The sequence below is a fragment of the Cupriavidus sp. C3SS-1 genome, assembly GCF_057073755.1.
Map to the genome: position 1 here is coordinate 315933 of NZ_CP172700.1, position 15220 is coordinate 331152.

General features: G+C 68.4%; 13 protein-coding genes and 1 pseudogene. 9 read left to right on the forward strand and 5 right to left on the reverse strand.

All coding sequences use genetic code 11. The features are described 5' to 3' along the window. Positions 1-20: 20 nt before the first annotated feature. Positions 21-224, reverse strand: a complete 204-nt coding sequence (locus tag ACIGJC_RS17475) for a cold-shock protein (protein ID WP_483713300.1) — start codon at positions 222-224, stop codon at positions 21-23. A gap of 1003 nt (positions 225-1227) precedes the next feature. Here ACIGJC_RS17475 and pelG point away from each other — a divergent pair. From pelG to ACIGJC_RS17505, 6 genes and pseudogenes are all read left to right on the forward strand, one after another. Beyond that, positions 1228-1380 (forward strand): annotated as a pseudogene (pelG, locus tag ACIGJC_RS17480) (exopolysaccharide Pel transporter PelG); the annotation flags it as partial. 160 nt (positions 1381-1540) lie between these two features. After that, positions 1541-2251 carry a response regulator transcription factor gene (locus ACIGJC_RS17485; RefSeq protein ID WP_483713302.1) on the forward strand — a complete coding sequence of 237 codons (711 nt, stop codon included), beginning with the start codon at positions 1541-1543 and terminating at the stop codon, positions 2249-2251. Continuing rightward, the gene (locus ACIGJC_RS17490; protein WP_483713304.1) at positions 2244-3917 is read left to right on the forward strand and encodes a FecR domain-containing protein; all 1674 of its coding nucleotides are present in this window, start codon (positions 2244-2246) and stop codon (positions 3915-3917) included. The genes ACIGJC_RS17485 and ACIGJC_RS17490 overlap by 8 nt, the downstream gene beginning before the upstream one ends. After that, entirely contained in the window at positions 3892-6270 is a 2379-nt protein-coding gene (locus ACIGJC_RS17495) for a CHASE2 domain-containing protein (RefSeq protein ID WP_483713305.1), read from the forward strand. The genes ACIGJC_RS17490 and ACIGJC_RS17495 overlap by 26 nt, the downstream gene beginning before the upstream one ends. A 967-nt stretch (positions 6271-7237) precedes the next feature. After that, entirely contained in the window at positions 7238-7726 is a 489-nt protein-coding gene (locus tag ACIGJC_RS17500) for a PaaI family thioesterase (RefSeq protein ID WP_483713306.1), read from the forward strand. Positions 7727-7940: 214 nt separating this feature from the next. Next, positions 7941-8936, forward strand: a complete 996-nt coding sequence (locus ACIGJC_RS17505; RefSeq protein WP_483713308.1) for a Bug family tripartite tricarboxylate transporter substrate binding protein — start codon at positions 7941-7943, stop codon at positions 8934-8936. Positions 8937-8974: 38 nt separating this feature from the next. Here ACIGJC_RS17505 and ACIGJC_RS17510 read toward each other — a convergent pair whose 3' ends face one another. From ACIGJC_RS17510 to ACIGJC_RS17520, 3 genes are all read right to left on the reverse strand, one after another. After that, positions 8975-9568, reverse strand: coding sequence for an SAM-dependent methyltransferase (locus ACIGJC_RS17510; protein WP_483713310.1), 594 nt, complete (start codon positions 9566-9568; stop codon positions 8975-8977). Continuing rightward, positions 9565-10569 (reverse strand): acyl-CoA dehydrogenase family protein, encoded by a 1005-nt coding sequence (locus ACIGJC_RS17515; protein ID WP_483713311.1) that lies wholly within the window; start codon positions 10567-10569, stop codon positions 9565-9567. The genes ACIGJC_RS17510 and ACIGJC_RS17515 overlap by 4 nt, the downstream gene beginning before the upstream one ends. Before the next feature lie 151 nt (positions 10570-10720). Continuing rightward, positions 10721-11362, reverse strand: a complete 642-nt coding sequence (locus ACIGJC_RS17520) for a TetR/AcrR family transcriptional regulator (protein ID WP_483713312.1) — start codon at positions 11360-11362, stop codon at positions 10721-10723. An 81-nt stretch (positions 11363-11443) separates the two neighbouring features. Here ACIGJC_RS17520 and ACIGJC_RS17525 point away from each other — a divergent pair, with 81 nt between their 5' ends. Next, complete coding sequence (locus tag ACIGJC_RS17525) at positions 11444-12973, forward strand: flavin-containing monooxygenase (RefSeq protein WP_483713314.1); 1530 nt, start codon at positions 11444-11446, stop codon at positions 12971-12973. Beyond that, positions 12970-13932, forward strand: a complete 963-nt coding sequence (locus ACIGJC_RS17530; protein ID WP_483713315.1) for an alpha/beta fold hydrolase — start codon at positions 12970-12972, stop codon at positions 13930-13932. The genes ACIGJC_RS17525 and ACIGJC_RS17530 overlap by 4 nt, the downstream gene beginning before the upstream one ends. A 35-nt stretch (positions 13933-13967) precedes the next feature. Here ACIGJC_RS17530 and ACIGJC_RS17535 read toward each other — a convergent pair whose 3' ends face one another. Then, on the reverse strand, positions 13968-14360 hold the full coding sequence (locus ACIGJC_RS17535; RefSeq protein WP_483713317.1) for a hypothetical protein: 393 nt from the start codon (positions 14358-14360) through the stop codon (positions 13968-13970). Between the two features lie 132 nt (positions 14361-14492). Here ACIGJC_RS17535 and ACIGJC_RS17540 point away from each other — a divergent pair, with 132 nt between their 5' ends. After that, a complete protein-coding gene (locus tag ACIGJC_RS17540) occupies positions 14493-15218 on the forward strand; it encodes a Coq4 family protein (RefSeq protein WP_483713318.1) in 726 nt (241 codons plus the stop codon). Positions 15219-15220: the final 2 nt, after the last annotated feature.

Genomic DNA, 15220 nt, shown 5'->3' on the forward strand with positions numbered 1-15220 from the left:
CCTGCGGTGTCCAAACCGGATCAGACCGCCTGGATCTTAGTGGCTTGTTCGCCCTTCTGGCCCATCGCCTTGACGTAGCGGACCTTCTGGCCTTCCTTCAACGACTTGAAGCCATTGCCTTCAATCGCCGAGAAGTGCGCGAACAGATCGTTGCCGCCTGCGTCCGGCGTGATGAAGCCGAAGCCCTTGGCGTCGTTGAACCACTTAACGGTACCGGTATCCATATCTTTTCAACCTTGAATTTCAAATGAGCTTAATTGCCCGCTGTACATCGTGCTCAATGCAGGAATCGCGCAAGGGTTGGTGAATGCCCGATTCCTTTGCGCATTGTTTATGCCTTCCCTATGTCGCTGGTATGACAAACGAAAAACACCGCGGATCGACACATCGAAAAGGCGTTGCACATGTGGGAAGCATTCTGACGAATTTTCCCGGCGTGTCAATCAGGCAAAGCGCCAAATCATGATGAGACGTTCCGACACGAGATATTAACGGTTTCTACATCACCGTCGATTCAGTGAATTCCCTGAGATACGCACCTCTTGGCACTGTAACGGTGCGTCGCAAGGGTATTGACTGAACTTCGGATTTTGCACACGTTTCACCGCGACATGTCGTCGGGCATAATGTCTGACTTATAAGTCATTGTGTTGCCATCGCTTTTACATCTGCTTACTTCTTGCGCGTACCACATTCGGGGGATGCGGCACTAGTTGATAGCAGTTAAAACGCAGGCTCACAAAAAAACAAAATCGCGTGGAGATGCCAGACGGCGGCCACGACGAAAACAATGTCGCCACGGGTAGACAGATGTCATTCGCAGAACGGGGAAACACATGATGCATTCGCAATAGGCGTCCGCGCGCCAAACACGGACGTTGCCCTGAACGGGTCAGGACCTCGCATGTCCTGTGCTCCGCCACAGCAAATTCCGCATTGTCTTTTTTGCCACGGCGAGTCGCCGTGCGGCCCGCCGCCTGCGTTCCGTTCTCGGCACAATTGTTGACAATACGTTTGTCTTTGCTGACCTAGCATCTCGTCTTCGTCCGATAAATGGGATTTTTCCGAACCGTAATGTCGGCCCGACATAGCGGAGGCTGAGTCGCATCCATGATGTGTCCCATGCTCCACAAATTGTCGCGATGCTGGCGGGAGCGGCTGGCCCATGCGCGTGCAAGCGGCGAGCGGGCCTGGAACCATGTGCTGCGGCTCGCGCCGGCCCTGTCGGCCGTGTTCCTGGTGCGCATCGAGACGGACGTAGTCGAGTACTGCGACGCCTTCTACAACGCGGTGCGCGGCGGCAGTTCGCTCGAGCATATCGAGGACATGCGCAATACCATGGTCCAGACCATCCGGCTCGGGCTGTACGAGATCGTCAAGAGCATTGGATAACATGCAGGACGCAGCGGGCGTTGGCTGGCTTGCTGCGCGAAGATCGAGAATGGCCGCGCCCGACAGGGCGGATACGACGAACAATCGATGCCGGCGTGCAGTCGCCAAGGAAGCAATTTGCAGTCGCAGCAGGCAGAAGGATGTGAGGATGAGGATTGCCTCGGTGGAGGACGATCCGGACCAGGCCGAACTGGTCCGGAAAATACTGGAAGAGTCGGGATTCGAATGCGAAACCTATGCAACGGGTGCGGCCTTGCTGCGCGCGCTGCGCGAGCAATCGTTCGACTTGCTGGTGGTGGACTGGCAGTTGCCCGATACCAGCGGCTTTGAACTGGTGAGCTGGGTGCGCCAGACCTCCGGCGCCATGCCGCCGATCCTGTTCCTGACCAGCCGCACCGCCGAAGAGGACATCGTTGCCGGCCTGAGCGTCGGGGCCGACGACTACATGCTCAAGCCGATCCGGGCCGGCGAACTGCTGGCACGCGCGCGTTCGCTGCTGCGGCGCGCCTACCCCGAAGCCACGCAGGATACCGACGTCATCCGCCGCGGCAACTATTGCGTGGATCCGCGCGCGCGCACCATCACGCTCGGCGGCGAGCCCGTCACGGTATCGCCGCGCGAGTACGAGCTTGCGCTGTTCCTGTTCCGCAACATGGGCCGGCTGCTGTCGCGCGACGTAGTGGAGCAGGCCGTGTGGGGCCGCGCCATCGGCGCCGCGTCGCGCACGGTCGACACGCACATGTCGCGCCTGCGCATCAAGCTGGCGCTGCGCCCCGAGAACGGCGTGCGGCTGACGTCCGTCTATTCGCACGGCTACCGCTTCGAAGCGACCAGCGCCGAGGACCAGCCCCATGCGTAGGACCGCGGCGATAACCGGCATGGCGCTGGCCGTGTGGCTGGGGCCTGCCGGGCCGGCGCAGGCGGGACCGGCCGGTGCCGAAGGCGCCGACTTCCTCTACGTGGTCGAGCCCGGCGACAACCTGTTCACGCTGGCCGGGCGCTACATGGCCGGCGCCGACGGCTGGCGCCTGCTCCAGGCGCATAACGGCGTGGCGAATCCGTACCGGCTGGCGCCAGGCACGCGCCTGCGCATCCCGCTTGGCCAGATTCCCGAGCAGCCCGGCGCGGCGCGCGTCGTGTTCGTCAGCGGGCCGGCCGAGGCGGATGGCGAGCCGCTGCGCGCCGGCCTGGCGCTGCGCGAAAGCGCGCGCGTTGTCACGGCCGCTGGCAGCACCGTCACGCTGGAACTGCCCGACCGCACGCGCGTCACGCTGCCGCCGGGCACGACCGTGGCGGTGCAGCGGCTGCGCACGTTCCGCAAGTCCGGCCTGACCGATACCGTGATCCGCGTCGAAGGCGGCCAGGCCGAAACGCGCGTGGCGCCCGAGGGCGGCGGCGTGGGCCGCTTCGAACTGCATACGCCGATGATGGTGACCGGTGTGCGGGGCACGCGCTACCGCGTCGCCGCCGACGCTGCCGGCAGCCGCAGCGAGGTGCTGGAGGGCCGCGTCGGCGTCAGCGTGGCCCGGGCCGGCGCGGCATCCGCCACGGCGGTGACGGCTGGCTACGGGATCGGCGTGGCGGCGGGCCATCGCCTGTCACGGCCGGTTGCACTGCTGCCGGCGCCAGCCTTGCAGCCGCTGCCGGACACGGTCGTGGGCCCCGCCACGGAGGCGAGCTGGCAGGCCGTGCCGGGCGCCGCGACCTACCACGTTGCGGTGGCGCGCGATGCCGCGCTGACCGAGCTGGTCTGGACAGGCGACACGGCGGACACGCAAATCGGCCTGGATGGCCTGCCCGAAGGCTTGCTCCACCTGGTGGTGAGTGCCGTGGACGCGCGGCGTCTGGCAGGCCGGCCGGCCTCGGCACCGTTTGCCGTGCGCCTCAATCCGCCGGCGCCGTTCACGCTGCAACCGGCCGCCGGGACGGTGCGTTATGGCGAGTCAGCCGCGTTCGAGTGGGCGGCCGTGGGCGCCGCGGCCTCGTATGAACTCGCGGTGTCGGCGGATGCGGGGTTTGCCGTCACGGCGGCCACGCTGCAGGGCAAATCCGAGCAGGCCACGCAGAAGCTGGCGCCGGGGCCGTGGCTATGGCGCGTGCGCTCGCTGGATGCGGCCGGGCGGCCCGGGCCGTGGTCGGCGGCGGTGCCATTCACGCTGGAACCGGCGCCGCCGGTGCCGACGCTGAACGACGACGGCAACCGCCTGCGCATCGGCTGGCCCGCCGATGCGCGGGCCGCGGCCGGCTATCGCGTGCAGATGGCCGAGGACGCCGCCTTCACGCGCATCGTGGCGGACCAGCGCAGCGCCGGCAACGAAGTGGCGCTGCCGCGGCCGCCGGTCGGCACCTACTATGTGCGCGTGGCGCGCGCGGCAGCGGACGGCCGCGAGCCCGCCGCCGCGTTCTCCGCGCCGCAGCGCCTCGACATAGCGGGCTATCTGCGCGATGGACTGGGCGGCGCGATCCGCATCGGCAACGGCGCCCGCGAAGACGGTGGCCATGGCGACGGCGTCCGCCTCCGCTAAGCCCTGGCGGCGCCTCCGCGGGGCCGCCTTCGGGCTGCGTACGCTGGCCGAATGGGCCTTGCTGCTGGCCGCCGTGCTGGCGCTGGTGGCGGTGGTCGCGCGCTACGGCTGGGCCGAGCGCGCGGACCTGGCGCTCTATGATCTTGCCATCGGCGCGCAACACCATGCCGCGCGCGACGACATCGTCATCGTGGCCATCGACGACGCCAGCATCGTGACGATCGGCCGCTGGCCCTGGCGCCGCACCGTACTGGCGCAACTGGTGGACCGCATTGCCGCCGGGCAGCCGCGCGTGATCGGCGTGGACGTGATCCTGACCGAGCGCGACACGCGTTATCCCGAGGACGATGCCGTGCTCGCGCGCAGCCTGGCCAGCGCCGGCAACGTGGTCTTGCCCGCGCTGGCCGAGCCCTCGGCGGGCGGCATGATGGTGCGCTATCCGCTGGCGGGCCTGGGTGCCGGGGTGGGGCACATCAACCTGTCCGTTGACGCGGACGGCGTGGCGCGGCAGGTGTACCTGCTGGAAGGGCCGCAGCCCGCGCTGCAGGCCGGGCTGCCACACGTGGCGGCAGTGATGGCGTCATGGCCCGGGGCGCCGCGGCCGGTCGCCGCGTATCGGCATGAGGCGGCCAGCGTGGTCGATGCCTTCGGCTGGGAGCGCCGATACCGGCTGCGGATTCCCTTTGCGGGGCCAGCCGGCACGTTTGCGCGGGTCTCGGCAGGCGATGTGCTGGCGGGGCGCGCCGATCCCGCGCTGTTCCGCGGCAAGGCCGTGCTGCTCGGCGCCATTGCCACCGGCATGGGGGACGTATTGCCCACGCCGGTGGTGCGCGACGGGCGTGGCATGAGCGGCGTGGAAATCCTGGCCAATACGCTGCAGACGCTGCAGGAGGATCATGCCATCGTCGCGGTGCCGCCGGCCTGGGGATGGGCGTGCACCGTGCTGGCGGTGATGGCGGCCGCGCTGGCCGCGCTGGTGCTGACGCCGCGCGGGGCGCTGCTGGCGACCGGGCTGGTGGTTGCCGCGCTGCTGGCCGGGCCGCCGCTTGTGCTTGCTGGCGCGCGGCTGTGGTTCGCGCCTGCCGCCGCGCTGCTTGGCTGCCTGATGTTCTACCCGCTGTGGAGCTGGCGCCGGCAGGAGGCGGCGCTGCGCTTCCTGGCGGACGAACTGGCCCGGCACGAGCGCGAGCCCGGCCTGCCTCCCGCGCCTGCGGCGCAAGGCGCCACGCTCGACAGCCGCATGCGGGCGGTCTATCGCATGAGTTCCCGCCTGCACGACCTGCGCCGCTTCCTGGCCGACGGGCTGGAAAGCCTGCCCGAGGCGACGGTGATCTGCAATCTTGAAGGCGGGGTGCTGCTTGCGAACCGCCGCTGCGTGGCGCTGGTGCCGGGCGTGCTGGGCGCCGTTGCCGGCAGCGGTGGCCATGCGCACGACGCCAGCGCCGATATCCGTGCCGTGATGGCCGTACTTTTCGCCGAGCCCGAAGCCGCGCTGGCGTACTGGCAGGCGCTGCATGCGCGCTGCGCGTCGGCAGGGAGGGCCGATGACGGCATCGAACTGGCTGCACGCGACGAGCGTCGTTACCTGATGCACGGGGCGCCGCTGCATGGGGAGCAAGGCACGGTGGCGGGGCTGATCGTCAGCTTCATCGATATCACGGCCATTCGCCTGGCCGAGCGGCAGCGCGAGCAGATGCTGCGCTTCCTGTCGCATGACATGCGTTCGCCGCAGGCGTCCATCCTGGCGCTGATCGACCTGCATCGCGGCGCGGTCGGCGACGAGCGCGCCGCCGACCTGCTTTCGCGCATCGACACGCATGCCCGGCGCACCATGTCGCTGGCCGACGATTTCATTCGCGTGGCGCGCGCGGAGACGCAGCCACTCACCCTGCGCGATGTCGACCTTGCCGGGCTGGTGCTCGATGCCACCGACGAACTGTGGGCGCCGGCCAGCGCGCGCGGCGTGCTGCTGAACGTGGAGCTGCCTGATGAGCCTGCCGTGATCCGCGCCGAGCCGGCATTGCTGGTGCGCGCCGTGGGCAACCTGGTCGGCAACGCCGTCAAGTTCAGCCCGCGCGGTGCGGAGGTAAGGGTGGCATTGCGGATGGAGCCGGGTGGCTATGCCGTATCGGTCACGGACCGGGGGCCGGGTATTGCGCTGGCGCGGCAGCAGAGGTTGTTCCAGCCGTTTGCGCGCCTGCACGAGCACGACGTGGCGGCGCCGGCCGGCAGCGGGCTTGGCCTGGTCCTGGCGAAGACCGTTGTGGAACGCCACGGTGGCAGCATTGGCGTAGTAAGCGATGCCGGGGCCGGCGCCACGTTCACGCTGCACTTGCCGGGACCGCGTGTCTGACGCTTGGGGTCGGACACGATTGTTGGCAGTTGCACCGGCGGTATTTGCTTACGATGTCGGAGCCGTGCGGCCCCGCATCGTACGGCTTGCAACGCCCGCCCAGGCCTCCCGGTAGTTTCCTGGTGCGGGCGTTCTTTTGGTGCTTCGGGGAATTGCGGGTGTCGTTCTTGGCAGGCGCTGCTGTTTCGCCGGCGCAGCCGGCGAGTTACTTTTGTCTCGCGACAAAAGTAACCAAAAACGCGTTTTCGTGGTCGACGAACGGCCCGTGGTGGTGAAGACGGTACAGGGCATAGCCACACTGCCTGCCGCGTAGATGATCAGGATAGACACGTCAGATGAGCGACCCCGGATTACTTGGTGGCTCCTGCTAACCGCGCCATCGGTAGGACGCCTACGGCTGCGCTGCGCGCACTCAGTGAAAACCGAGGGAAGAGAAGGGAAGAGAAGGGAAGAGACAGAAGCACCAGCCTCTGCGCCGTTGATGTCGTTCCGCCTGCCGACTAGTGAGCCGCGCAGCAGCCGAAGGCGATGATGCGATAACGGTGGCAGTGTCGGGCCACGGACAGTTTCGGGGCTCGTTCAATCATTGCGGGAGAGCCTGCAGGCGGACGCGCTCCACGCGGCAGGCAGCCGGGCAGACTCTGAAGCGAATACCCGTACAACACCCTCGGCACGCTACGATCAATATTCGTCCGCTAGGACAAGTCAACGCGTTTTTTGGTTACTTTTTGTCGCTCGGACAAAAAGTGACTCGCCGGCTACGCCGGCGAAACAGCCGCGCCTGCCAAGAGCGATAACCCAATCATTGCGAGAGACGCCCCGCCGGCTACGCCGGCGAAACAGCCGCGCATGCCAAGCACGACAGCCCCATCACGGCCAGAGCGAACCATTCCTTCTTCTTGCCCCCCGACGCCTCCCCCGATCTCCATGTAATCTACCCCCTTCCAATCGGGAGACAAAGACAACCATGACCACCCACCGCTACGGCGTCGCATCGCCAGCAGAGATCGCAGGCATGACGGGCAAAGCCATCTTGCAGGCCATCATCGAAGGCCGCTTGCCGCAGCCGCCCATTTCAGAGATGCTCGGCTTCTGGCTGACGGAGGTCGGCGACGGTTTCGCCGTCTTTGAAGGCGACCCCGGCACACACTTGTTCAATCCGATGGGAACGGTCCACGGCGGCTGGGCCCTGACGCTGATCGACAGCGCCACGGGCTGCGCGGCGAACTCCGTGCTGCCGGCTGGCACCGGCTACACGACGATCGAAACCAAGGGCAATTTTTCCCGCCCGATCAAGGCCGACACCGGCCGGGTCCGCGCCGAGGGGCGCGTGATCAACCAGGGCCGTCAAATCATCACGGCCGAGGCACGGATCCTGGCCGGCGACGGCCGTGTCCTGGCACACGGCACGTCGACGCTGCTGGTCCTGGCGCCTGCCGCTGCTCCCGCTCGGTGAGTTTCGCTGCGCTCGCGGGAGTCCCAGAATAATCGCGGATTTCCTCTCCATCGATTGGAAATCTCCGCTTTCACCCGCGCCATTCCGTCGCGCCAAAGGCCGCCTTTCTCAGTGCTGAATCCCTCCGCCGGGACTCGTAGGTATGCTGCCCCAACCACAACAGTGCAGGGCTCGCGCGAGCGTCCCGGAACATCACGAGAATCAGGAGACAGGCATGTTGACATCACGACGGATGGGTTTGCGGTTTATCTTCGGGCTGCTTTCGGTTGTCACCGCGGCAAGCGGGCTGCTGGCCGGCCGCAGTGCCATGGCGGCCTATCCGGACAAGCCGATCCGGCTCATTGTTCCGGCCGCCGCCGGTGGCACGACGGACATTGCCTCGCGCCTGGTCGGCAAGCGCCTGGGCGAGACGCTGGGCCAGCCGGTCGTGGTCGAGAACCGCGCGGGGGCGGGCGGCATCATAGGCTCGCAGGCGCTCACCAATGCTTCCGCTGACGGCTATACGCTGATGATGGGCAACATCGGGCCCAACGCCATCAACTACAGCTTGTACAAGCACCTGCCCTACAAGCCGCAGGACTTTGCACCAGTCACGCTGGTGGTGTCGGTGCCCAATGTGCTGGTCGTCAACCCTGCCGTGCCCGCCCGCTCCGTCGCGGAACTGGTGGCGCTTGCCAAGGCCCGGCCTGGACAACTGTCGTTTGCGTCGTCCGGCACCGGCCAGTCTCCGCATCTTGCGGGCGAGCTGTTTCGCAAGCGCACGGGCATTGATGTCGTGCACGTGCCGTACAAGGGCGCGGCGCCCGCGGTCTCCGATCTGCTTGCCGGCCAGGTCAGCATGATGGTGGACAACCTGCCCAGCTCGCTGCCGCATATCCGGGCCGGCAAGCTGCGCGCGCTCGCCGTGACCAGCGCCACGCGCGTGGCCGAGCTTCCCGACGTGCCGACAATGAAGGAAGCGGGCCTCGATGATTTCCAGGTGACCGCATGGTTCGGGCTGGTTGCCCCGGCCGGCACGCCGCCCGCAATCATCGACCTGCTGCAAAAGCACGTCGCGAACATCCTCGCCGAGCCCGGGACCCGCGGCAAGCTCGCCGAACTCGGCGGCATTCCGGGCGGCGATACGCCGGCCCACTTCGCGGGCTTCGTCCAGAGCGAACGCGAGCGCTGGGCCCGCGTGGTGAAGGACACCGGCGTACCGTTGCAGTAGCCCACGCACGCCGGCTCGGCACGGGCACCACACGATGATCACTGCATGGGCTCCCGCAGGCGCAGCGGCTGTTCATTGCGCGACCAGACGTCGAGCAGGAAGTCCGGCTCGACATGCCGCACATGACGATGCAGCCCCGGCTGGCGGCCTATGGTGGCGTGCAGGTGGCGGGTCGACATCCGGCGCCCAGCGAACGGTCGCAACCAGTGGCACGCGACGATGGTGCCATGCGGCGCAAGCGCGCCGACGGCACGCGTCACCGTATCGCGCCAGTCCTGCGGGGCAAAGTAATAGCCGAGTTCGCTGAGCACGATCAGGTCGAAGCTGCCCGCGGGCCACTCCGCCGGAAGCCTGGCCACGCGCGCCTCGACATGCGCGTGGGCCGCCAGGCGCGCGCGCGTGCGCGCAACGGCTCGGGCAGCGCAGTCGACGGCAAGCAGCGCATCGCACCGGGCCGTGAGCCGATCGGTCAGCATGCCGGTCGCGCAGCCGGCCTCCAGCGCGCGGGCATATCGCGCTTCGGGCAGGACCGCCATCAGCAAGTCGCGCTTGCGCGCCTCATACCATAGCGATTCGAAGCCCCACGGGTCGTCCTGCTCGAAGATCGCCTCGAAGGCGGTCGGCGATGTCATAGCGCGTAGCCGTTGTCGGCGTGGCTGATGGCGGTGCCGAGTGCCGCCAGGTCGTGTCCGGCATGGCTTTGCTGCAGGAACACAGGCAGGTCCGCGTAGAGCGCGGACAGTCGCGCATCGCGGCACGCCGGCCCCGCGCCAAGCACGTTGCCGGCGCGATGCAGCACGCGCCGCACCGTGGCTTCGACCACCGTGCGCAGGCGCATGGCGGGCATGAACGCATCATCGTCCGGCTGGGTGTCGATCCATTCGGCGGTCTCGCGCAGCAGCGCGGCCGCCGCATGCAGGTCGCCGTCGATGGCGCCGAGCTCCGTGGCGGCATGGGCGTCGCTGCCCTGGCGCACGGTGTCCCGCACGGCCAGCGCCAGCGGCAATACGGCGCCATACCAGCACGCGGCCATGCCGGCGCCCGCATGCCAGAAGCCGGGCCGCTCCTGATAGGCGCGCGGGCCGCCGACCAAGAGCGCGGGACAATCATGGAGCAGTATGCCGCCGCTGCAGGTGTCTTTCATGCCGACGCCGTGCCAGCCGGAGGAGGTGACTGTCACACCCGCGCCGTGCATGTCGATGGCCGCGAGCCACGGCACGCCGTCGGCGTCGAGGCAGGTCAGCAAGGCATGGGATACGCCGGCGGCGCCCGCGCAACAGGCCTTGCTGCCACTGAGCAACACCGGCCTGCCATGCGTCATGCCCGCGCGCGTTGCCAGGTCCTGTGTGTCCGCGTCCGGCGCTGGGCTGGCGCACACGCGCGCGTCGGGCGGCTCGGCCGCCCACACCGCCCACCGGGTGCCCGGCTCGGGACGGGCCCGGGCGAGCTCGGACAGGATCGCCAGCGCGTCGGCGTGGGCTTCGAAGAGCTTGATGGCGACAGTCCCATGCGTGGCCGCGACGATGGAGAACAGCCGCCAGCGCGCGGCCGTGTTGCCGTAGCCAGGCAGCGGGATGTCGCCCTCGGGGGCATGTGTAGTGATCAGCGCGTGAATCGTATCGCGGAGGTTCATGGTGCGCCGAAGTGCAGTCGCCCATGCATGGGCCGCCCGCAAGTTCCCTGCCAGCGCCCCGGCGACGGCGTTGCCGCGCTTCCGGCTTCGCTACGCCTTTCCCGGTGCAAGCTTTACCGGTCCGCGACCCGGCGCCCGTGGAAAACGGGAATCAGGATCCGGCCGGTTTGCGCGTCAGCACCATCGCCAGTTCCAGCGCGGTGGCGGCCACCGTGTCGACGTCCGGCGCGTAGCCGTCGCGGATCCAGCGCAGCGCGATATGAACGACGCCGCCGGCGATGCCGGCCAGCAGCAATGGATCGCCAGTCTGCCCCGGCGGCAGCAGCGCCTGCGCGAGCAGGCCGCCGAAGGCGCGCAGCGACGCTTCGAGCGCTTCGTCCACGCGCTTGCTCACCCCGCGAATCTCGACCAGGAACACCCGGGCCGAACGCGGCTCGCGCTGCAAGGCGCCAAAATACGCTCGCAGCATGGCCAGCGCGCGCTGCTGGCGCCCGCATCCGGCGTCTTGCACCGCATGGCCGATCGACTGCAGCAGCAGGTCGGTCACGGCGCGGAACGACGCCTCAAGCAAAGCTTCGCTGTTGGGGAAGGACTCGTAGAAGTAGCGTTCAGTCAGCCCCGCCGCTTCGCAAACCGCCTTGACGGTGGAGTTCTGGTAGCCGCGCTCCCCATAGACCTGGATGGCCGCCGCGATGAGCTGGCAACGGCGCTGCGTGCGGCGCTCGTCGGCTGCTGCACCGCGGTAGCGGCGAGCGGTGGAGGTCTCGGTCGGCTCGGTCGGATCGCGCATCATCGGGCCATTATGACATTCCCTATTGTCAGATGGCATCTGACAACCTATGGTGTCAGAAGTGACCGCATCCGGGAGCCCGCCATGACCGTTGCCGCACCCGAAGACACGTTGCTCGACGTCCTGATCGTCGGCGCCGGCCTGTCCGGGATCGGCGCCGCGCGGCACCTGCAGCAGCGCTGTCCGGGAAAGCGCTACGCCATCCTCGAAGCGCGGGATGCGGTCGGCGGTACCTGGGACCTGTTCCGCTATCCGGGCATCCGGTCCGATTCGGACATGTACACGCTGGGTTACCACTTCAAGCCGTGGAAGGGTGCGAAGGCCATCGCCGACGGCCCGTCGATCCTGTCCTATATCCGCGAGACCGCTGACGAAGCGCGCATTACCCCGCACATCCGCTTCGGCCACAAGGTGGTCAGCGCGGACTGGCACGGCCACGAAGGCTGCTGGACGGTCACGACGGAACGTAGCGGGGACGGCAGCCGCCAGCAGTGGCGCGCGCGCTTCCTGTACGTGTGCGCCGGCTACTACAGCTATGCACAGGGCCACCGGCCCGCCTTCCCCGGCGAGGAGCGCTTCCGCGGCTGCATCGTTCACCCGCAGTTCTGGGATCCGTCGCTCGACTATGCCGGCAAGCGCGTGGTGGTGATCGGTAGCGGCGCCACGGCGGTCACGCTGGTGCCGGCCATGGCGGCGACCGCCGCGCACGTGACCATGCTGCAGCGCTCACCCAGCTACGTCGTGACCCGTCCCGGCGAGGACGCCATGGCCGCCCGGCTGCGGCGGCTGTTGCCGGAACGGCTGGCCTACGCGGCCACGCGCTGGAAGAACGTGCTGCTCGGCATGTATTTCTTCCAGTTGGCGCGGCGCCGTCCGGAGCGGGTCGGCGCGGCCATGGTCGGCATGGCCGCCGCGCAGCTCGGCCCCGGCTTCGATGTCGGCAAGCACTTCACGCCGCGCTACAAGCCGTGGGACCAGCGCGTTTGCCTGGTGCCGGATGGCGACCTGTTCCGCGAGATCCGCGACGGCCGCGCGTCGGTCGTCACCGATACCATCGAGCGCTTTGCCGAAGACGGCATCGTGCTGGCTTCGGGCCAGACCCTGCCGGCGGACATCATCGTGACGGCCACCGGCCTTCGGCTCAATATGCTTGGCGACATCGCCGTCAGCGTCGACGGGCAGCCGCGCGTGCCGGCAGCGCTGATGACATACAAGGGCATGATGCTCGATGACGTGCCGAACCTGGTGCTGGCCTTCGGCTACACCAATGCCTCCTGGACGCTGAAGGCGGACCTGACCGCCGAATACGTGTGCCGGCTGTTGCGGTACATGGACCGCCATGGGCACCGCGTGGCCATGCCGCGGCGCGACGCGTCCGTGCAGCCCGCGCCGTTCCTGGATTTCACGTCGGGCTATGTGCAGCGTGCCGCCGGCGTGCTGCCACGACAGGGCGACCGCAGGCCATGGCGCCTCTACCAGAACTACATCCTCGACATGCTCACCCTCCGCCACGGCCGCATTGCCGATGGCGTGCTCCAGTTCGACCTGCCGCGCAGCGCACCGGCGCCGCGCGAAACGCCCGCAAGCCTGTCCGGCGGCGAGGTCCAGCCATGATGATCCTGCTCTACATGGCGCTGGCCCTGGCGGCACTGTTCGCGGGGCTCTTCCTGTACACCGTGCGCAAGGTGCGGCGCGTCGAGGCCGCGCTGCCGCCCGACGGGCGCTTTGTCGAGGTGCCCGGCGCGCGCCTGCACGTGGTCGAGCGTGGCCAGGGTCCGGCGCTGCTGCTGGTGCATGGCTTGTCGGGCCAGCTCGGCAATTTCGGCTACGGCATGATCGAACCGCTGGCGCGCGATTTCCGCGTGGTGGCGGTGGACCGGCCGGGCTCGGGCTATTCCGTGCGCACGCCCGGTGCGCACGCGGACCTGGCCGCGCAGGCCGATGTGCTGGCGGCGCTGATCGAGAAGCTCGGCCTGGAACGCCCGCTCGTGGTCGGCCACTCGTTGGGCGGCGCCATCGCGCTGGCACTGGCCGCGGGTCATCCGGATCGAGTCGGCGGGCTGGCGCTGCTGGCGCCGCTGACGCACCCGGCCGAAGAGATCCCGCTGGTATTCCGGCCGCTGACACTGCGGCGGCACTGGTTGCGCCAGTTCGTGGCGTGGACGCTGGCGGTGCCGATGTCGGAGTTGCGGCGGGAGGCGGTATTGGAAATCGTCTTCGGTCCCGATCCGGTGCCGGCGGACTTTGCCCTGCGCGGGGGTGGCATGCTGGCGTTGCGCCCGAGCCATTTCGTCGCGGCGTCGGAGGATCTGGTCGCCGGGGCGCCAAGCCTGCCGCCGCTGGTCGCGCGCTACGGAGAGCTGCGCTTGCCGGTGAGCATCCTGTTCGGCCGCGAAGACCGCATTCTCGATCCGGCCGCCAATGGCCAGGCGCTGGCCGCAAAGGTGCCGGGCGCCACGCTGACGCTGGTGCCGGGCGGCCACATGTTGCCGATCACGGCCCCCGACACCTGCGACGGCTTCGTGCGGGAAGCCGCCGCGCGCGTGCATGTTGCCGAGGCGGCGACGGCATGAGCGCGATCGCTCGCGCCCGTGTCCGGCAAGGCGCCTCAGTGCGCCATGCCGGGCTTGCAGTCCTGCACCCAGCCGGCGACGCGGCTCGGGCTCATGGTTGGGCGCCATTCGCCCGAACCGCGGATCTCGACATCCGTCCCCTGCCGCGCCTGGCGCAGACTGACCACGTAGAAGTAGCCCGTGTCCGTGCGCGTGGCGGAGCCGATGCGCACGTCCACCTTGCCCGGTTCGGGGTAGGCGATCACATTCGCTTCTTCACGCAGCCGGCTCTTCAGGCACAGTGTCAGGTCGCCGACGCTGGCGTCGGAGTGGATCTGCTTCGGCTCCTGGGCCTGGAGGTACTCGACGCTGGCGCCGCTGGCGCAGGCGGCCAGCCAGGGCACGGCCACGGCCGCGAGCAGGAGGAGGCGGAGGCGGGTTGCGGACATCCATGTTTCCTTTGTAAAAGCGACGCTGCATGCTACATGAGAATGTGTGGCGCAGGCCCGTCCGGACACCATGCGGGGGCGGGCCACTCCCGCCGCCCGTGCCACTGAACCACGTTCTCAAGGAAGACGCCGATGGCTGCCGCGATTGCGCCCGATCCCTACAAGCGCGATTTCTCCACCGCATTCAGCGCCATCCGCAAGCTGCTGGTGGACGGGCACGACACCACGCAGGTGTTCCTGATCATGCGCGCGCTGAACGGGCCGTCCATGCCCAGGAACTTCGCGCGCCTGCTGGGCACGCCCGATGGCCGGCGGCTGGTCTACCAGCGCACGGAACTGGCCGAGCGGCTGTGCGACCCGGCCTACGTGGCGACGTTTGCGCCCCGCACGGTCGGCGCGGCGTACCGGGACTTCCTGCGGCACACGGGCTACAGCGCCGACGGGCTCGCCGAAGTCTCCAACATGGGCCGCGAGCCGCTGGTTGAAGACGCCTATATGTGGTTCGCCCGCCGCACCCGCGATATCCACGACATCTGGCACGTGCTGACCGGCTACCGTGCCGACGAAAGTCTTGGCGAGGCCGCGCTGGTGGCATTCAGCTATGCGCAGACCGGCGGCCTTGGCTGGGCATTTATCGCGGTGGCGGCGTCGCTGAAGAGCCTGCGCGTCACCCGCAGCCTGGCCTTTGCGCGCGCGGTGCTCGAAGGCTATCGCCTGGGCCGCGCGGCGAAGTGGCTGCTGGGCGAGGATTACGAGGCGCTCTTGCACGAGCCGCTCGATGCCGCGCGTGCCCGGCTTGGTATCGGCGCGGCGCCGCGGTATATGACCTGCCATCCGCTGCAGGACTGGCACGCCTGAGG